At 68.2% G+C, this 18,057-nt stretch carries 15 protein-coding genes and 1 pseudogene; 8 read left to right on the top strand and 8 right to left on the bottom strand.

From position 1 onward, the window contains the following. Positions 1-19: 19 nt before the first annotated feature. Genes RND78_RS02125 through RND78_RS02105 form a run of 5 tightly spaced genes read right to left on the bottom strand, consistent with a single transcriptional unit; the run spans position 20 to position 5,387 of the window. Positions 20-982, bottom strand: coding sequence for an oligopeptide/dipeptide ABC transporter ATP-binding protein (locus tag RND78_RS02125; RefSeq protein ID WP_312725631.1), 963 nt, complete (start codon positions 980-982; stop codon positions 20-22). Then, positions 979-1,974 (bottom strand): ABC transporter ATP-binding protein, encoded by a 996-nt coding sequence (locus tag RND78_RS02120; protein WP_312725629.1) that lies wholly within the window; start codon positions 1,972-1,974, stop codon positions 979-981. The genes RND78_RS02125 and RND78_RS02120 overlap by 4 nt, the downstream gene beginning before the upstream one ends. Before the next feature lie 14 nt (positions 1,975-1,988). After that, positions 1,989-2,891: an ABC transporter permease gene (locus tag RND78_RS02115; protein WP_312725628.1), complete on the bottom strand. Its 903-nt coding sequence runs from the start codon at positions 2,889-2,891 to the stop codon at positions 1,989-1,991. An 8-nt stretch (positions 2,892-2,899) separates the two neighbouring features. Next, positions 2,900-3,817: an ABC transporter permease gene (locus RND78_RS02110; protein ID WP_059227813.1), complete on the bottom strand. Its 918-nt coding sequence runs from the start codon at positions 3,815-3,817 to the stop codon at positions 2,900-2,902. 49 nt (positions 3,818-3,866) lie between these two features. Further along, the gene (locus tag RND78_RS02105) at positions 3,867-5,387 is read right to left on the bottom strand and encodes an ABC transporter substrate-binding protein (RefSeq protein WP_312725626.1); all 1,521 of its coding nucleotides are present in this window, start codon (positions 5,385-5,387) and stop codon (positions 3,867-3,869) included. A 171-nt stretch (positions 5,388-5,558) separates the two neighbouring features. On the opposite strand from RND78_RS02105, the gene RND78_RS02100 reads away from it, so the two are divergent. Next, positions 5,559-6,482, top strand: a complete 924-nt coding sequence (locus tag RND78_RS02100) for a LysR family transcriptional regulator (protein WP_312725624.1) — start codon at positions 5,559-5,561, stop codon at positions 6,480-6,482. A 171-nt stretch (positions 6,483-6,653) separates the two neighbouring features. Here RND78_RS02100 and RND78_RS02095 read toward each other — a convergent pair whose 3' ends face one another. From RND78_RS02095 to RND78_RS02085, 3 genes and pseudogenes are all read right to left on the bottom strand, one after another. Then, positions 6,654-7,178, bottom strand: a complete 525-nt coding sequence (locus RND78_RS02095) for a chromate transporter (protein ID WP_312725622.1) — start codon at positions 7,176-7,178, stop codon at positions 6,654-6,656. After that, positions 7,175-7,729, bottom strand: a complete 555-nt coding sequence (locus tag RND78_RS02090) for a chromate transporter (RefSeq protein ID WP_312725620.1) — start codon at positions 7,727-7,729, stop codon at positions 7,175-7,177. The genes RND78_RS02095 and RND78_RS02090 overlap by 4 nt, the downstream gene beginning before the upstream one ends. Before the next feature lie 13 nt (positions 7,730-7,742). Next, a pseudogene (locus RND78_RS02085) lies at positions 7,743-8,266 on the bottom strand (gluconate transporter); the annotation flags it as partial. A gap of 320 nt (positions 8,267-8,586) precedes the next feature. Here RND78_RS02085 and RND78_RS02080 point away from each other — a divergent pair. The 7 genes from RND78_RS02080 (at position 8,587) to hutG (ending at position 18,031) form a co-directional block, all read left to right on the top strand. Beyond that, positions 8,587-9,219, top strand: a complete 633-nt coding sequence (locus RND78_RS02080) for a cyclodeaminase/cyclohydrolase family protein (protein WP_312725619.1) — start codon at positions 8,587-8,589, stop codon at positions 9,217-9,219. Positions 9,220-9,225: 6 nt separating this feature from the next. Next, positions 9,226-10,503, top strand: coding sequence for a DUF2254 domain-containing protein (locus tag RND78_RS02075; protein WP_312725618.1), 1,278 nt, complete (start codon positions 9,226-9,228; stop codon positions 10,501-10,503). A gap of 92 nt (positions 10,504-10,595) precedes the next feature. Continuing rightward, positions 10,596-12,302: an amidase gene (locus tag RND78_RS02070; RefSeq protein WP_312725616.1), complete on the top strand. Its 1,707-nt coding sequence runs from the start codon at positions 10,596-10,598 to the stop codon at positions 12,300-12,302. Between the two features lie 530 nt (positions 12,303-12,832). Next, complete coding sequence (gene hutU, locus RND78_RS02065; RefSeq protein WP_312725614.1) at positions 12,833-14,515, top strand: urocanate hydratase; 1,683 nt, start codon at positions 12,833-12,835, stop codon at positions 14,513-14,515. Positions 14,516-14,626: 111 nt separating this feature from the next. Further along, a complete protein-coding gene (locus RND78_RS02060) occupies positions 14,627-16,033 on the top strand; it encodes a cytosine permease (RefSeq protein ID WP_312725613.1) in 1,407 nt (468 codons plus the stop codon). Further along, complete coding sequence (gene hutI / locus RND78_RS02055; RefSeq protein WP_312725612.1) at positions 16,030-17,235, top strand: imidazolonepropionase; 1,206 nt, start codon at positions 16,030-16,032, stop codon at positions 17,233-17,235. The genes RND78_RS02060 and hutI overlap by 4 nt, the downstream gene beginning before the upstream one ends. Further along, a complete protein-coding gene (hutG, locus tag RND78_RS02050; RefSeq protein ID WP_312725611.1) occupies positions 17,228-18,031 on the top strand; it encodes an N-formylglutamate deformylase in 804 nt (267 codons plus the stop codon). The genes hutI and hutG overlap by 8 nt, the downstream gene beginning before the upstream one ends. The last annotated feature ends 26 nt before the right edge of the window (positions 18,032-18,057 follow it).

Below are 18,057 nucleotides of genomic sequence, written 5' to 3'. Positions count from 1 at the left end.
GCCACCGCCCGATGCCGGATCAGGCGGGTTCCGGCAGGTGGCAGCGCTTGCTGCCGCCGGGGATGGCTTCGCGTTCGGGATAGCGCTCGGCGCAGGGCGCGAAGCAGCGCGGACAGCGCGGATGGAAGGCGCAGCCGCTGGGCGGATTGATGGGGTTGGGAAAGCTGCCGCCCAGGCCCAGTGCCGGTAGCCCCAACGCGGGATCGGGGGTGAGCACCGCATCCAGCAACGCCCGGGTGTAGGGATGCGCCGGCTGGGCGAACAGCGCCGCTCGCTCGCGCTCCTCGACGATCTTGCCCAGGTACATCACCGCCACCCGGTCGGCCAGGTGCTCCACCACCGCCAGGTTGTGGCTGATGAGCAGGTAGGTCAGGCCGAATTCGCGCTTGAGTTCAAGCAGCAGGTTGAGGATCTGCGCCTGCACCGAGACGTCCAGCGCCGAGGTGGGTTCGTCGCAGATCAGCACGTCCGGGCGCATCACCAGGGCGCGGGCGATGGCCACCCGCTGGCGCTGGCCGCCGCTGAGCTGGCCGGGATGGCTGTCGGCGGCGCGGCGCGGCAAGCCCACCACGTCGAGCATCTCGGCGACCCGCCGGTGCTGCTCGGCGGACGTGCCCAGGCCATGCACCTGCAGGGGCAGGCCGACGATCTGGCGCACCGTCTTGCGTGGATTGAGTGATGAATAGGGATCTTGGAAGATCGGCTGGATATGCCGGGCCATGCGCTTGCGATCCACCCCGCGCAGGTGCTCGCCGCCCACCAGGATGTCACCACTGGTGGGCGCCAGCAGACCCAGCAGCAGCTTGGCCAGGGTGCTCTTGCCGCAGCCCGATTCCCCCACCAAGCCAAGAGTCTCGCCGCGATAGAGTCGCAGGGAGATGCCGTCCACCGCCTTCAAGGTGGCCGGCGGCCGGAACAGGCCGCGCCCCAGGGTGAATTCCCGGCGGATGTCGCACAGCTCCAGGGCGATCTCGCGGCTCATCGCACACCTCCGACCAGCCGCAGGGGTTCGCTACGCACGGCGAAGTGGCAGCGCACCAGGTGCGTCTCCTCCTCCACCAGCGGCACGCGGTCGGCGCAGGCGGCCACCGCCTGGGGGCAGCGATTGCGGAAGGCGCAGCCGTGCTGCTCGCCCACCAGGCTGGGCACCAGGCCGGGGATGGCCCCCAGGGGCTCACCGGGCCGGGTCCGACCGGGTACCGGAATGCACGCCAACAGACCGCGGGTGTAGGGATGCCGCGGTTCGGCGAAGAGTTCGGCGGCGGGTGCCTGCTCGACGATCTGGCCGGCGTACATCACCGCTACCCGGTCGGCGATACGCGCCACCAGCCCCAGGTCGTGGGTGATGAAGACGATGGCCGTGCCGAATTCACGTTGCAGGTCGCGCAGCAAATGCAGGATCTGCGCCTGGATGGTGACGTCCAGCGCGGTGGTGGGTTCGTCGGCGATGATGAGGTCCGGCTCGCAGAGCAGCGCCATGGCGATGACCACGCGCTGGCGCAGGCCGCCGCTGAGTTGGTGGGGATACTGCCGCAGGCGCTCGCCGGCGTTGCTGATGCCGACCTTTTCCAGCATGGCCTCGGCCCGCGTCCAGGCGCTCTTGCGATCCAGCTTGCGGTGGCGGCGCAGTACCTCGGCGAGCTGGTCGCCAATGCTGTAGGCGGGATTGAGGGCGGTCATGGGCTCCTGGAAGATCATCGCCAGGCGATTGCCGCGCAGGTCGCGCATGCCCTTCTCGCCCACGGCCAGCAGGTCGTGTTCGCCCAGGGTCAGCCGCGCCGCCTGGCGTATTGCCTGGCGCGGCAGCAGGTCCATCAGCGCCAAGGAGGTGAGCGACTTGCCGCAACCGGATTCGCCCACCAGGCAGAGCATCTCGCCCCGCTCCACCTGCAGGTCCAGGCCGCGGACGGCGTGCAGGGTATCGTCGCCCAGGGGGATGTCGATGCGCAGGTCGCGTACTTCGAGCAGTGCCATGGTCAGACCTCCAGTCAGTTGCGGCCGTCGGGCGCGGCCAGGTCGCGGATGCCGTCGCCGACCAGGTTGATGGCCAGCACCAGCAGCATCAGGGCAACGCCGGGAATGGCGATCACCCAGGGCGAAAAGAACATGTAGGGCTTGCCTTCGGCGATCATCAGCCCCCAGGACGGCAGCGGCGGCTGCACCCCTACGCCGAGGAAGGACAGGGTCGCTTCCAGCAGGATGGCGTGGGCCATCTCCAGGGTGATCACCACGATCAGCGCGCCCAGCACATTGGGCAGGATCTCGCCGACGACGACTCGCCAGGTGGAGCAGCCCAGGGCCTGGGCCGCGGCGACGTATTCGGCATCGCGTATCTGCTGCACCGCGGCGCGCACCACCACGGCGAAACGATCCCACAGCAGGCAACCGAGCAGGATCACCACCACCTGTAGCGAACCGCCCACCAGCGAGGCGGCGGCCAGGGCCACCATCACCACCGGCAGCGCCAGGCGGGTGGTCACCAGGTAGCTCACCAGGGCGTCGACCTTGCCGCCGTAGTAACCGGCCAGTACCCCGAGCAGGGTGCCGATGGCGCCGGAGATGAGCGCCGCGGCCAGGCCGATGAACAGCGAGATACGGGCGCCATAGAGCAAGCGGGACAGGTAGTCGCGGCCGAGCTTGTCGGTACCCAGTGGATGGGTCCAGGTACCCTTGTCCATCCATACCGGCGGCTTCATCCGCTGCATCACGTCCTGGGCGTAGGGATCGTGGGGAGCCAGCAGCGGCGCGGCCAGGGCGGCCAGTACGATGAGCGCGAGCAGCACGGTGCCCAGGGCGAAGCCGCGGTGGCCGAACCAGCGGCGCAGCTGGCGTGCGAAGGTCGGGCGCGGCGGCAGGTAGTCGTCGAGCACGAAGGGATTGGCAACGGTCATGGAGCCTCCTAGCGCACGCGAATGCGCGGATCGAGCAAGGCGTTGAGCAGATCGGCCAGCAGCGTCAGCACGATGTAGATCAACGCGATCAAGAGGACGATGGCCTGGACCACCGGGAAGTCGTTGCGGGCGATGGCATCCCAGGCCAGCTGGCCGATGCCCTGCAGGGAGAACACCGCCTCGATCACCACCGAGCCACCCAGCATGAAGCCGAACTCCACCGCGGCCAGGGCCACCACCGGGATCAGCGCATTGCGCAGGGCATGCTTGAACAGCACCCGCGCTGGGCTCAGGCCCTTGGCCCGGGCGGTGCGGATGTAGTCGGCGCCGAGCACGTCGAGCATGCCGGCGCGGGTCAGGCGCATCAGCGAAGGGGTGGCGTAGTAGCCCAAGGCGACCGCGGGCAGGATGAAGTGCTGCCAGGTGGTGTTGCCGGATACCGGTAGCCACTTCAGGGTCACCGAGAAGATGACGATCAGCACCAGGGCGAACCAGAAGCTGGGCATGGCCTGGCCGAAGGTCGCCAGGGTCAGCGCCAGCCGGTCGATCCAGGTGTCGCGCTTGACCGCGGCCAGCACCCCCAGCGGGATGGCGATGAGCAGGGCCACCGCCAGGGCGATGGCGCCCAGGGTCAGGGTGATGGGCAGCCGGGTGGCGATGAGGTCGCGTACCGATTCCTGGAAGAAGAACGACTGCCCGAGGTCCAGGCGCAGCAACTGCCCGACCCACTCGACGTATTGCGTCGCCAGGGGCTTGTCGAGTCCATGTTGATGGCGCACCACCTCGATCTGTTCGGCGGTGGCTTCCGGTCCGGCGATGGCGGTGGCCAGGTCGCCGGACAGGTGCAGCAGGAAGAAGCTGATCAGGGAAACGGTGAAGGCCACGGCCAGGGCGATACCCAGGCGGCGCAGGAGATAGGCGGACATGTTCGGCTCCTCGACTTAAGACGCCCCTCGCGAGGGGCGCCGGGACGGGTCAGTTCCAGTGCGCCAGGGCGAAGCGGGGCAGCTCGTCCGGATAGGGCTGAAAGGCCAGGTCCGAGGTGAAGGCGTAGTTAATGGAGTAGTTGAACACCGGCGCCCAGTAGGCCTGCTCGGCGATCCGCTGCAGCGCCTTGCGGTAGTTCTCCTTGCGCACCTCCGGGTCCATGGCGGTATCAGCCACCTTGAGCCAGTCGATCACCTGGGGGTCCTTCGCCACGTCGTCGGCATTGCCCTTGAAGTAGACACCGGTGGCCGCCGAGGCATCGGCGATGGAGAAGGAACCCCAGGCGAGGAAGGCCATGGGCACCTTGCCGGCGCGCTGCTGGTCACGCAGGGCGGCATACTTCAGGTAGCGCAGCTTGGCGTCGATGCCCACTGCACGCAGGTCGCCGATGATGGCCTCGACCACGTCCCGATCGCGGTAGGCGAAGATCTCGGTGCTGAAGCCGTCGGGATAGCCGGCGGCCTTGAGCAGCGCCTTGGCCTTGGTCGGGTCGTAGGCATAGCCCGGCACCGCCTTGGCATCGCAACCGAATTGGCCGGGATAGCAGGCCACCTGCAATGGCTGGCTGCCGCCACCCATGAGCTGGCTGGCGATGGCCTGGCGATTGATGGCGTAGTTGACCGCCTGGCGCACCTGCGCCTTGGCGAAGGGCGAGTCCGGCGAGGAAGCGCCCTGGGCGTCCATGCTGAGGAAGCCGATGCGCATGCTGGCGCCGCTCTCCACGGTCAGGTTGGGGGCCGCCTTGAGCTGTTCGGCCTGGTCCGGCGCCACGCGCCAGACCCAATCGACGCCACCGGTCATGAGTTCGGCCAGGCGCGTCTCGGCATCGGGGATGACGCGGAATTCGATGTGGCCGATGCGCGGCTGTCCCTGGGGGCTGTCCTTGAAGTAGTTGGGATTGCGCTCCAGCTTGACCCCCTGCCCGCTGGTGACCGAGACGATGCGATAGGGACCGGTACCCACCGGCTTCTGTGCGAAGCCCGCCAGGCCCACCTGCTGGAAGTACTTGGCGGGATAGATGGGCAAGGGATTGGCGAGGTATTCCAGGGCCGCGGGAAAGGGCTGCTTGAGGTGCAGGCGCACCCTGTAGTCATCCAGTTTCTCGGCGCTCTTGATCCAGTTGACGTTCTGCTGGGTGACCACCTTGCCCTCGGGCGAGGCGACGTAGTTGAAGGTGAAGACTACGTCGTCGGCGGTGAAGGGATCGCCGTTGTGGAAGGTCACGCCCTTGCGCAGGTCGAAGTCAAGGGTCAGGGGATCGACCTGCTGCCAGTGGGTGGCCAGCATCGGCCGGTACTCGCCGGTCTGGGGGTCGCGGTAGATCAGGGTGTCCCAGGCCAGGTGGGCGAGGATGACGCCTTCACGGGCATCGTTGTGATAGGGGCTGACGTTCTCGGGTTCGGTGTCGGAGGCGTAGACCAGGGTGTCGTTGGCCTTGCCGGCGAAGGCCTGGCCCTGGGCCAGGAAGAGGGAAAACGCGATGCCACAAGCGAAACCTTTGAGTCCCATGCCGTCTGTCTCCGGGGCGGTGGTCGGTCAAAGGCAGGTCCGCGAAGCGCGGGAAAAGGATGACTATTGCTACCTGTTATTGGTCTCTTGACCCGACTCTAGGTCTTGCCATCCCATGCCACAAGCAGAATATTTAGATGCAAGCCATGCCTTTTCGGCAAAGGAGACGCCATGCATTTGCACGGAATCCAGTCCACCGCCCTGCGCTATTTCCTCGAAGTGGTGCGCTGCGGCTCCATCAGCGAAGCCTCCCAGCGGCTCAACGTCGCGGCCAGCGCCGTGAGTCGGCAGATCGCCAAGCTGGAGCGCGAACTGGAGACGCCGCTGCTGGAACGCCGGGCCCGCGGCGTGGTGCCCAGCGCCGCCGGCGAACGCCTGGCCGTGCACGCGCGCAAGGCACAACTGGCCAGCGAGCAGGTGGCCGCCGAGCTGCGCGGCCTGGCCGACCTGCATCGTGGCCAGGTGCGCCTGGCGACCACCGAAGGCTTTTCCCTGGACTTCCTGCCCGAGGTCATCGCCGCCTTTCGCCAGGGCTATGCCGGCATCCACTTTTCCCTGGAGGTCTGCTCCCCCGCCGTGGCGACCCGCCGCGTCCAGGAGGGCGAGGCCGACCTGGGCCTGACCTTCAGCCTCAGGCCCGAGCCGGACATTCGTGTCGAAGCCATTTTGAGTGGCGCCATCGAAGCGGTGATGCACCCCGCCCATCCCCTGGCCAGCCGTCGCGGGCTGCGGCTGGCCGATCTCCAAGGCCATCCCCTGGCGGTCTCCATGCCGGATACCACGGTGCGCCAGCTGTTCGACATCTGCTGCGGCGTCCAGGGCCTGTCCTTCGAGCCGGTGCTGACCAGCAACAACATGCAGGCGCTCTATCGCTTCGCGGCGCTGGGCGGCGGCGTCACCCTGTCCAGCGAACTCAGCCTGCGCAGTCGTCTGCACCAGGGCCAACTGGTGGCCCTGCCGCTGCTGGACGAAGGCATGGCAGCGCGCCGCATCGAATTGCAGAGCATGGCCGGTCGCGAATTGCCGCCGGCGGTGGAAGCCTTTCGCGATGCGCTGGTGGTCGCGCTGGCACCGCCCTCGGTCGAGCAGGACTAGGGCTTGTCTGAAAAGTCGCCGAGCGAAGGTCAGGCAAGGCAAAAATCCGTGAGGAAGCGGATCGGACTCGCGCTCGAGTTTACGAGTGGTAAATGAGCATTCCGATCGGACTGGCGACCCAGCGGATTTTTAACGCAGCATGGCCGAGCGCAGGCACTTTTCAGACAAAGCCTAGGGTCCGAACAGCACCCCGACCAGGGCCCCTCCCGCCAGCAACCACAGTGGATGCCAGCGAGTGAACAGCGAGCCCAGCGCCGCGGCGATCAGCACCAGCACCCACAGCGGCGCCGTGGCTACGCTGCTGCCCACCAGCCAGGCGCTGGCGGCCACCAAGCCCACGGTGACCGGCACCAGGCCGGCCTGCAGATGGCGCCGCCAGGGCCGGTCGGCGAAGCGTTGCCAGAGATGCAGCACGCCGAGGGTCAGCAGCGAGGACGGTACGAACTTGGCCAGCGAGGTGACCAGCAGACCGGGCCAACCGGCCACGTGCCAGCCGATCAGCGGCACGATCATCAGGTTGGGACCGGGCGCCGCCTGGGCCAGGGCGAACAGCGCGGCGAAGTCGGCGGCGCTCATCCAGCCGTGCACCGTCACCACCTGGCGCTGCATCTCCGGGAGCACCGAATTGCCACCGCCGAAGGCCAGCAGCGACAGCTGGGTGAAGATCAGCGCCAGCGCCAGCAGGGTCGCGCTCATAGGCCCTGCCGATAGCTGAGCAGCACGCTGAAGGGCGTGAGCGCCAGCATGGTCCAGAGCAGCGGCAGCTTGAGCAGCGCCAGGGCGACGAAGGCCAGCACGGCCACGCCCAGGGCCAGCCAGCGCCCACGCAGGGGTTGCAGCAGCTTGACCGCCATGGCCACCAGCAGGCCGGCCGCCGCGGCGGCGAGACCGGCGAAGGCGCGGCCCACTACCGGATGATCGTGAAAGCGGTCGTACAGTACGCCCAGCCCTACCACCACCAGCGTCGGGCCGATCAGCAGGCCGGCCGCGGCGGCCAGGGCTCCCCGCCAGCCGGCGAATCTCATGCCCACCGCCACCGAGAGGTTGATGATGTTGCCTCCGGGCAGGAACTGGCAGAGGCCGAGCAGCTCGGTGAATTCCGCCGCCGACAGCCAGCGGCGCTTCTCCACCAGGTAGCGGCGCGCCAGTGGCAACACCCCGCCGAAGGCCGTGATGCCCAGGCCGAAGAAGCCCAGGAACAGGTCGCGGCGGCGGGGACGGATAGTGGCGGGGGGAGCGGTATTCATGGGCGCCTCTCAGCTAGAGCCAGAGCGACAACAATAGCGTACCCGCAAGACCGGTGACGGACACCAGCGTCTGCAGCACCGACCAGACCCACAGGGTCTGCTTGAGCTCCAGGCCGAAGTACTCGCGCACCATCCAGAAGCCGGCGTCGTTGACGTGGCAGAAGAACACCGAGCCGGCGCCGATGGCCAGGGCGATCAGCGAGGCCTGGGGGCCGGCGAGCCCAGCCAACACCGGTGCCAGGATGCCCGCCGTGGTAGTGGTCGCTACCGTCGCCGAACCCGTGGCCTGGCGCAGCGCCACGGCGATCAGCCAGGCGAGCAGGAGGGCAGATGGGCAACCTCGGCCACCTTGGCCACGGTCTAGCTGACCCCGGCGTCCAGCAACGTCTGCTTGAGACCGCCACCGGCGCCGATGGTGAGCAGCAGCGCGGCGCTAGGCGCCAGGCTCTTGCGCAGCACCCCGCCGACCCGCTCGCGCGGCATGCCGCTGGCCCAGCCGAGCGGCACCGTGGCCGCCAGCACGGCAAGGCCCAGTGAGAATGGATAGGAAGGGTGGCAGGCGGGTGACACCGATCAGCGCCACGATGGCCAGGATGGCGGCCAGACAACAGAAGATCAGCCGGGTATCGTGAGCGACCCAGGCAAGGACGGCGGGCTCCACCGAGATTCCTTGTACCTTATTGTTTCAAGCCCACCTTAACTGAAAGCTCCGCAGAGGTACGACAAGAATCGAAGTAAAGCCTCGGTAAACCCTGTCGCTTAGTACACTTAGCGTGCGAACCTCGGCCGTTTCGTACGATCCAAACAGCGGTCGGTCGTGGCCGAATCCCCTTCCCTTTTGCTTGCAGGCGGTTGGCATGAACGAAACCTCTACTCTCTGGCAGCAGACCCTCGCCCAATTCCGCGATGGCACTGGCTCCACCCTGCCGACCCCGGGCAGTGGCGCCGCGGCCACCGTGGCGGCATCCCTGGGCGTCGCCCTGGTCCTCAAGGGCCTCAAGCTCAGCCAACAGCGGCAACCGGTGACCCGGCACGCCGAGCTGATCGCCGTAGGCGAGCGCCTGCAGGAAGCCCTGGGCACCTGCGCCGATGCCGACGTCCAGGCCTTCGCCAACTACCTGGAAGCCGATCGCCAGGCCAGCGGCGCTACCGAAGAGGGCGAGCGACGCCAGCAGGCGCTCAATCTGGCCGCCGCCAACGCCGTGCAGATCCCCATCGCCACCGCCCAACTGTGCCTCGAGGCGCTGGACCTCGCCGTCACCGCCACCCCACTGACCGTGGAGCCCCTGCGCAGCGATACCCTGGCCGGCGGCCGCCTGCTGCACGGCGCCCTGGGCGCCGTGCTCACCACCGTCGATGCCGACCGCAACGGCCTGAAATCCGGCGACGCCCGGGAAGCCGCACGGCAGATGCGCGACAAGCTCCAGCAACAGGCCGACCAGCGCCTCGCCCAGCTGCGCGCCACCCCCGTGCCCCAGGCCATGGGCTGACCAACGGTGCTGGCCCGCCTGGGCTGGGTCCTGCGCGGTCTGCAGCGACGCCTGTGGTTTCGCGCCACCCTGTTCTCGGTCGCCGGAGTAGCGACCGCCCTCCTCGCCCTGCTGCTGCGCGACCACATCCCGGCGACCCTGCCGGCCAAGGTCGGCGCCGATGCCGTCGACAAGATCCTCACCATCATCGCCAGCAGCATGCTGGCGGTGACCACCTTCTCCCTGAGCACCATGGTGACGGCCTACAACGCCGCCGCCAGCGGCGTGACGCCGCGGGCCTATCCGCTGCTGCTGGAAGACAGCACCACCCAGAACGCCCTGGCCACCTTCCTCGGCTCCTTTTTGTTCAGCCTGGTCGGCATCATCGCCCTGAGCACCGGCCTCTATGGCGACAATGGCCGGGTGGTGCTCTTCGCCGTCACCCTGGTGGTGATCCTGCTGATCGTCTTCACCCTGTTGCGCTGGATCGACCACCTTTCCCGTCTCGGCCAACTCGATGCCACCAGCGACAGCATCGAAGCCGCTGCCCAACGCAGCCTGGAACGCTGGCTGGACAACCCGCACCTGGGCGGGGTCGCCATCCCCGTCGACGAACCGCCGCCCGGTAGACCGGTGCAGGCCGACCGGACCGGCTATCTGCAAAGAATCGACATGCCGCTGCTGGCCGCTTGCTGCGGCGAACGGGGCCGTCTGCGCCTGGCGGTGCTGCCCGGCGCGTTCGTCGACCCGGCGCAGCCGCTGGTCTGGGTCGAGGGCCTGCCGCCGGAACAGGACGAGCGCCTGCGCGCCGCTTTCACCCTGGACGGCCGCCGCCTGCACGACCAGGACCCGCGCTTCGGGCTCACGGTGCTGGGCGAGATCGCCACCGGCGCCCTGGTGCCCTCGCGCAGCGACGCGGGCACCGCCATCGCCATCCTCGGCCGCGCGCAGCGGTTGCTGACCCTGCTCACCGAAGTACGCGAGGCGGTCGAACCCCGCTATCCGCGGATCGCGGTGCCGGCGCTGGAACTGGACGACCTCTTCGACGACTTCTTCCTGCCGGTGGGCCGCGACGCCGCCCCCCTGGTGGAGGTGGGCATGCGCCTGCAGAAGGTCCTGGCGCGGTTGGCGGTACAAGGCGATGGACGGATCAAGCGCGAGTGCCTGCGCCACTCCCGGCTGGCACTGGCCCGCGCCGAGGCCGCCCTGGGCCAGGCCGAAGACCGCGCCCTGCTCCAGTCGCTCGCGGCGGACGTCGAACGCCTCTGCGCGCCGGGCCGTGCTGACGTCGCGCCAATGAGCTGAGCCGTCGCCCCCGACCACCGTGGTCCCCGTGCCCCTACTGGCCGACCCGGCTATCATGACGCACCAGATGAATTCCCCTACGGCGACTGATCATGATCGAAGTAACCGAACGCTCCATTGCCGAGTTGCGCGCAGCCCTGGAATCCGGCCAGGTCACTGCGGTGCAGCTGGTCGAAGCCTATCTGACGCGCATCGACGCCTATGACGCGCCCGGTACGGCAACGGCGCTCAACGCCGTGGTGGTACGCAACCCCAACGCCCTGGCCGAAGCAGCCGAGTCCGACCGCCGCCGCGCCCGCGGCGACACCCTGGGCCCGCTGGACGGCATCCCCTACACCGCCAAGGACAGCTATCTGGTCAAGGGCCTCACCGCCGCCTCCGGCAGCCCGGCCTTCAAGGACCTGGTGGCCCAGCGCGACGCCTTCACCATCGAGCGCCTGCGCGCCGCCGGTGCCATCTGCCTGGGCAAGACCAACATGCCGCCCATGGCCAACGGCGGCATGCAGCGGGGTGTCTATGGCCGCGCCGAGAGCCCCTACAACGCCGACTACCTCACTGCCCCCTTCGCCTCCGGCTCCTCCAATGGCGCTGGCACCGCGACCGCCGCCAGCTTCGCCGCCTTCGGCCTGGCCGAGGAAACCTGGTCCAGCGGCCGCGGCCCGGCGTCCAACAACGGACTCTGCGCCTACACCCCCTCGCGCGGCGTGATCTCGGTGCGCGGCAACTGGCCGCTGACGCCGACCATGGACGTGGTGGTGCCCTATGCACGCACCATGGCCGACCTGCTGGAAGTGCTCGACGTGGTGGTGGCGGACGATCCCGACACCTCGGGCGACCTCTGGCGGCTGCAGCCCTGGGTGCCGCTGCCCCAGGCCTCGGCGGTGCGCCCCGCACGCTACCAGGCCTTGGCCGCCGGCCCCAATGCACTGGCCGGCAAGCGCCTCGGCGTGCCGCGCATGTTCATCAACCAGGACCCAGACGCGGGGACCAGCGAGAATCCTGGCATCGGTGGCCCCACCGGCCAGCGCATCCAGACCCGCGACTCGATCATCGCGCTCTGGGAGCAGGCCCGCGCTGCCTTGGAAGCCGCCGGCGCCACGGTGATCGAGGTGGACTTCCCGCTGGTCTCCAACTGCGAAGGCGACCGCCCCGGCGCGCCCACGGTATTCAACCGTGGCATCGTCTCCAAGGAATTCCTCCACGACGAACTCTGGGACCTGTCCGCCTGGGGCTTCGATACCTTCCTGCGCGACAACGACGATCCCCGGCTCAATCGCCTGGCCGATGTCGAAGGCGAACTGATCTTCCCCCACGAGCCCGGCACCCTGCCCAATCGCGAAGGCGACCTTGCTGCCGGCATGGCCGAATACGTGCGCATGGCCGAACGCGGCCTCAAGTCCTGGGAGCAGATCGCCACCCTCCCCGACGGCCTGCGCGGCCTGGAGCTCACCCGCAAGCTCGACCTGGAAGACTGGCTGCAGGCCCTGGGCCTGGACGCCGTACTCTTCCCGACCGTGGCCGACGTGGCGCCCGCGGATGCCGACATCAACCCCGCCTCCGCCGACATCGCCTGGAGCAACGGCGTCTGGGTGGCCAACGGCAACCTGGCCATCCGCCACCTGGGCGTACCCACCGTCACCGTGCCCATGGGCCTGATGGCCGACATCGGCATGCCGGTGGGCCTCACCTTCGCGGGGCGGGCCTATGACGATACGAACCTGCTGCGCCTGGCGGCGGCCTTCGAGGCGACCGGATCGAAGCGGATGGTGCCGCCGCGGACGCCTGGGTTGGTGGGCTGACCAGCCCCTAGTGTGGTGTTTCAGACGTTCGCGCAAGAATTGGCGAGTGACTTTTGCCCGGTTCGGCGCTCCGATCGGGCCAGGCGCCGCGACGAGTCATAGCAGGGCTATGGCGAGGAGTGGCAACGCCGCCCGGGAAGGTCCGCCTCTGCGGCAAAAAGCGCCGCCAACATTGCGTAGATAACGTCTGAAACATCACACTAGGTCGAGGCCGGCGCCCCGCGTCTCGATCGCTCCATCCGGCAGGCCCGCGATTCCGCCGGGCTGTCTGCCCCGGATCGACGTCTGCACCGCCATGCCTGTCCCTCCCGAACCAATCCCAGGCGTCGCTCCTGGCTGCCCTTCCATGCACCCTGGACTGGACGCCCGCGGGCTGCGTCGGGGCCAGCAGCGTTCAGCATCCGTCTTGCACCCAGCCGGAAGATCCGGACCTACCCATGGCGATCCCCTCCTACCCTATTGCCTGATTGGTTTTTTTACCTATACTTGTATATACATGCTTTATCATCCAAACGCTCGCAGGACCTGCCATGACCGACGCCACCCGCCATCGCTCCGTGACCATCCGCGCCCCCCGCGGCACCCAGCTCAACACCCGTAGCTGGTTTACCGAAGCGCCGCTGCGCATGCTGATGAACAACCTGGATCCCGAGGTCGCGGAAAATCCCGAGGAGTTGGTCGTCTACGGGGGTATTGGCCGGGCAGCACGCAACTGGGAGTGCTATGACGCCATCGTCGCCAGCCTCAAGACGCTGGGCGATGACGAGACGCTGCTGGTGCAATCGGGTAAGCCGGTCGGGGTGTTCAAGACCCACAGCAACGCGCCGCGCGTGCTGATCGCCAACTCCAACCTGGTGCCGCACTGGGCCAGTTGGGAGCACTTCAACGAGCTGGATGCCAAGGGCCTGGCCATGTACGGCCAGATGACCGCTGGCAGCTGGATCTACATCGGCAGCCAGGGCATCGTCCAGGGCACCTACGAGACCTTCGTCGAGGCTGGGCGCCAGCACTACGCGGGTAACCTCAAGGGTCGTTGGGTGCTGACCGCCGGCCTGGGCGGCATGGGCGGGGCCCAGCCCCTGGCCGCGACCCTGGCCGGTGCCTGTTCGCTGAACATAGAATGCCAGCAGAGCCGGATCGATTTCCGCCTCAAGACCCGCTACGTCGACGAGCAGGCCAAGGATCTGGACGATGCCCTGGCCCGCCTCGACCGCTACACCCGCGAAGGCCGCGCCATCTCCATCGCGCTGCAGGGCAACGCCGCGGAAATCCTTCCCGAGCTGGTCCGGCGCGGCGTCCGCCCGGACATGGTCACCGACCAGACCAGCGCCCACGACCCGCTCAATGGCTATCTACCGGCCGGCTGGACCTGGGACGCCTATCGCGCACGCGCCCTCACCGAGCCGGCCGCGGTGGTCAAGGCGGCCAAGGCCTCCATGGCGCAGCACGTGCGCGCCATGCTCGACTTCCAGCGCCAGGGTGTGCCCACCTTCGACTACGGCAACAACATCCGCCAGATGGCCAAGGAGGAAGGCGTAAGCGATGCCTTCGCCTTCCCCGGCTTCGTCCCGGCCTATATCCGCCCGCTGTTCTGCCGGGGCATCGGGCCGTTCCGCTGGGCGGCGCTATCCGGTGAGGCCGAGGACATCTATCGCACCGATGCCAAGGTCAAGGAGCTCATCCCCGATGACGCCCACCTGCACAATTGGCTGGACATGGCTCGCGAGCGTATCGCCTTCCAGGGTCTGCCGGCGCGCATCTGCTGGGTCGGTCTGGGCCAGCGTGCCAAACTGGGACTGGCCTTCAACGAGATGGTGCGTAGCGGTGAACTCAAGGCGCCCATCGTCATCGGCCGCGACCACCTGGACTCCGGCTCGGTGGCCAGCCCCAACCGCGAGACCGAGGCGATGCGCGATGGCTCCGACGCTGTCTCCGACTGGCCGCTGCTCAACGCCCTGCTGAACACCGCCAGCGGCGCCACCTGGGTGTCCCTGCATCATGGTGGTGGCGTGGGCATGGGCTTCTCGCAGCACTCGGGCATGGTCATCGTCTGCGATGGCTCCGATGAGGCGGCCGAACGCATTGCCCGGGTGCTGACCAATGACCCGGCCACCGGAGTGATGCGTCACGCCGACGCCGGCTACGAGATCGCCATCGAGTGCGCGCACGAGCAGGGCTTGAACCTGCCGATGATCACCAAGCATCAGGCGTAATGAGTCGCGCGGTGGCGGCCGTGCTGCCGCCACCGGCGCGTTTCCGCGTTCCTGCCTCCCCGGCTGTCCGCGATGGGCGCTGGCAGAGGCCCGTCACCGCGCAGGTCCAGCATGTCAGAGTCCGCTTCCTCGCCGTCGCTGATCGAACGGCGCTCCATCGACTACATTCCGCCCCATGAACGCCATGGCCGACTCTACAGCCAGTTCACCCTCTGGCTAGGGGCCAATCTACAGATCACCGCCATCGTCACCGGCGCCCTCGCCGTGGTGCTGGGCGGCGATGTCTTCTGGTCGCTCTGGGGGCTGTTGCTCGGCCAGTTGCTCGGCGGCGCGGTGATGGCCCTGCACGCCGCCCAGGGTCCGCGGCTGGGCTTGCCGCAGATGATCTCCAGTCGCGTGCAGTTCGGCGTCCAGGGCGCGGCCGTGCCCCTGGTGCTGGTCTGCCTGATGTACCTGGGCTTCACCGCGACCGGCACGGTGCTCTCGGGCCAGGCACTCGGCCAGTTGTTCAAGGTCAGCGACAGCCTGGGCATCCTGATCTTCGCCGCGGTCATCGTGTTGGTCACGGTGCTTGGCTATCGCGCCATCCACCTGCTGGGCCGGCTGGCCAGCGTGCTGGGGGTGATCGCCTTCTGCTACCTCTTCAGCCGGGTGCTCAGCGTCGGTGACGTACCGGCGCTGCTGCAGAATCGGCATTTCAGCTGGAGCGGTTTCCTGCTCGCCGTCTCGCTGGCCGCCTCCTGGCAGATCGCCTATGGACCCTATGTGGCCGACTACTCGCGCTACCTGCCGGCCCGGACCTCCCCTATCAAGACCTTTCTCGCCGTGGGTGCCGGCTCGGTGCTGGGTGCCCAGACGGCCATGGTACTGGGAGTCTTCGCCGCGGCCATGGCCAATGGCAAGTTCGTCGGTCACGAGGTCGCCTTCATCGTCGGCCTGGGCGGCAGCGGCGCCATGGCGGCGTTGCTCTACTTCAGCATCGCCTTCGGCAAGGTGACCATCTCCACCCTGAACTCCTATGGCAGCTTCATGTGCATCGCTACCCTGATCAGCGGCTTCCGTGGCGAACTCAGGGTCAGCCCGCGGCAGCGGCTGCTCTTCGTCCTGGTCATTGTCGGGACGGCCACGCTGATCGCGCTGCTCGGCCAGGGCGCGTTCCTGCTGGCGTTCAAGTCCTTCATCCTGTTCCTGCTGACGTTCTTCACGCCCTGGAGCGCGATCAACCTGGTCGACTACTACTGCATCACCCGTGATCGCTACGACCTGGCAGCGCTCGCCGACCCGGATGGCCGCTACGGCCGCTGGAACCGTACCGGCCTGGCCGTCTATGTCATAGGCGTGCTGATCCAGCTGCCCTTCCTGTCGACCAAGCTCTATACCGGTCCGCTGGTCGCCCACCTGAGTGGGGTCGATATCTCCTGGGTCATCGGCCTGCTGGTGCCGGCCCTGCTCTACTGGCTGCTGGCCCGCCGTCACGCGGTCGCACCGGCCTCTCCCATGCGCGAGGACACCCCATGAAGCTCTGGTACAACTGCCATGCCGCCACCCTGGTCGATGGGGTCTATGGCGCCCTGGAAAACGCGGCCCTGCTGGTCGATGGCGAGCACTTGCACTGGGTCGGTCCGCTGGCCGAGCTGCCGGCCATCACTATCACCGAACGTCACGACCTGGCGGGCGCCTGGGTCACGCCCGGCTTGATCGATTGCCATACCCACCTGGTCTTCGGCGGTGATCGCAGTGGCGAATTCGAGCAGCGCCTGCAGGGGGTCAGCTATGCCGAGATCGCCGCCGCCGGTGGCGGCATCGCCAGCAGCGTCCGCGCCACCCGCGCCGCCAGCGAGGACGAATTGCTGGCCAGCGCCCTGCGCCGGGCTCGCCCCTTGCTGGCCGAAGGCGTCACCGTCTTGGAAGTGAAATCCGGCTACGGCCTGGACCTGGCGAGCGAACGCAAGATGCTGCGGGTGGCACGCCGGCTGGGCGAGGAATTGCCGGTCACGGTGCGCACCACCTGCCTGGCGGCCCATGCCCTGCCCCCGGAGTTCGCCGGCCGGGCCGATGACTACATCACTGCCATCTGCGACGACTGGCTCCCGCAACTGGCTGCCGAGGGCCTGGTGGATGCGGTGGACGCCTTCTGCGAACACCTGGCCTTTTCCCCGGCACAGGTCGAGCGCGTCTTCCAGACCGCCACCCGGCTCGGCCTGCCGGTCAAGCTGCACGCCGAGCAGTTGTCGGTACAGCACGGCGCGGCGCTCGCGGCCCGCTACGGCGCCCTGTCGGCCGACCACCTCGAGTACCTAGTCGAAGAAGACGTGATGGCCATGGCCGCCGCCGGTACCGTCGCGGTCCTGCTACCGGGCGCCTTCCTCACCCTGCGCGAGACGCAGTTGCCACCGGTGGCCGCCCTGCGCGCCCATGGCGTGCCCATCGCCCTGGCCAGCGACGCCAATCCGGGTACCTCGCCGGTGCTGTCGTTGCGGCTGATGCTCAACCTGGGCTGCACCCTGTTCGGTCTCACCCCGGAAGAAGCCCTGGCCGGCGTCACCCTCAACGCCGCCCGGGCGCTTGGCCTCGCGGAACGCTACGGCAGCCTGGAGGCCGGCAAGTACGCCGATTTCATCGCCTGGGACGTCACCCGCCCCGCCGAGCTGGCCTACTGGCTCGGCGGCCAACTCGACACCCGCATCATCCGCCACGGCAAGGAGCTCACCCGTGTCTGACACCCTGACGTTCACCCGCGGCCAGGTGCCGCTGCTGATCAGCATGCCGCATCCCGGCACCCGCCTCACCCGCGCCGTCGAGCAGGGCCTGGTGCCCGCTGGCCACGCCCTCGCCGACACCGACTGGCACATTCCCCGGCTCTATGCCATGGCCGAGGAACTGGGCGCCAGCCGCCTGGAAGCGCTCTACTCGCGCTACGTCGTCGACCTCAACCGACCCGACGATGACGTCCCCCTCTACAGCAGCGCCACCACCGGGCTCTTTCCCAACGTGCTCTTCGACGGCAGCCCCCTGTTCCTCGACGGCCAGGCGCCGGACGCCACGGCGCGCCAGCAGGCGCTGGAGACTATCTGGCGGCCCTATCACCAGACCCTGGTGGCGGAGCTGCAGCGCCTGCGCGAGACCTTTGGCTATGCGCTGCTGTGGGATGCCCATTCCATCTGTTCGCGCGTACCGCGATTGTTCGACGGCCAGCTGCCGGATCTCAACTTCGGTACCTTCGACGGTGCCAGCTGCGCTCCAGAACTGACCAGCCGCCTGCAGGCGGTCGCCAGTGGCCAACAGCGCCTGACCCACGTCTTCAACGGACGCTTCAAGGGCGGCTTCATCACGCGCCACTATGGCGCCCCCGACCAGCACATCCATGCGGTACAGCTTGAGCTGGCGCAATGCACCTACATGGACGAGGCGCCGCCCTATGGCTATCGCGAAGACCGCGCCGCGCCTACCCAGGACGTCCTACGCCGGCTGCTCGAGGCGGCGCTGGAGTGGGGGCGTGAGCGCTACGGCCGCTGATCCAAAGGGTCCTTGACTCGGTCAGG

Origin of the sequence: Pseudomonas oryzihabitans (assembly GCF_032027545.1) — a bacterium.
GTDB lineage: Bacteria > Pseudomonadota > Gammaproteobacteria > Pseudomonadales > Pseudomonadaceae > Chryseomonas > Chryseomonas oryzihabitans_F.
The sequence above is the reverse complement of the archived record's forward strand: the minus strand, read 5'-3'. Positions and strand labels throughout refer to the sequence as shown.

Excerpts from the sequence above, each read along its gene's own strand:
- RND78_RS02110 (WP_059227813.1), bottom strand. The coding sequence starts at position 3,817 with ATGTCCGCCTATCTCCTGCGCCGCCTGGGTATCGCCCTGGCCGTGGCC.
- RND78_RS02115 (WP_312725628.1), bottom strand. The coding sequence starts at position 2,891 with ATGACCGTTGCCAATCCCTTCGTGCTCGACGACTACCTGCCGCCGCGC.
- hutU (WP_312725614.1), top strand. The coding sequence starts at position 12,833 with ATGACCGACGCCACCCGCCATCGCTCCGTGACCATCCGCGCCCCCCGC.
- RND78_RS02070 (WP_312725616.1), top strand. The coding sequence starts at position 10,596 with ATGATCGAAGTAACCGAACGCTCCATTGCCGAGTTGCGCGCAGCCCTG.
- RND78_RS02105 (WP_312725626.1), bottom strand. The coding sequence starts at position 5,387 with ATGGGACTCAAAGGTTTCGCTTGTGGCATCGCGTTTTCCCTCTTCCTG.
- RND78_RS02095 (WP_312725622.1), bottom strand. The coding sequence starts at position 7,178 with ATGAGCGCGACCCTGCTGGCGCTGGCGCTGATCTTCACCCAGCTGTCG.
- hutI (WP_312725612.1), top strand. The coding sequence starts at position 16,030 with ATGAAGCTCTGGTACAACTGCCATGCCGCCACCCTGGTCGATGGGGTC.
- RND78_RS02100 (WP_312725624.1), top strand. The coding sequence starts at position 5,559 with ATGCATTTGCACGGAATCCAGTCCACCGCCCTGCGCTATTTCCTCGAA.
- RND78_RS02125 (WP_312725631.1), bottom strand. The coding sequence starts at position 982 with ATGAGCCGCGAGATCGCCCTGGAGCTGTGCGACATCCGCCGGGAATTC.
- RND78_RS02090 (WP_312725620.1), bottom strand. The coding sequence starts at position 7,729 with ATGAATACCGCTCCCCCCGCCACTATCCGTCCCCGCCGCCGCGACCTG.
- RND78_RS02120 (WP_312725629.1), bottom strand. The coding sequence starts at position 1,974 with ATGGCACTGCTCGAAGTACGCGACCTGCGCATCGACATCCCCCTGGGC.
- RND78_RS02080 (WP_312725619.1), top strand. The coding sequence starts at position 8,587 with ATGAACGAAACCTCTACTCTCTGGCAGCAGACCCTCGCCCAATTCCGC.
- RND78_RS02060 (WP_312725613.1), top strand. The coding sequence starts at position 14,627 with ATGTCAGAGTCCGCTTCCTCGCCGTCGCTGATCGAACGGCGCTCCATC.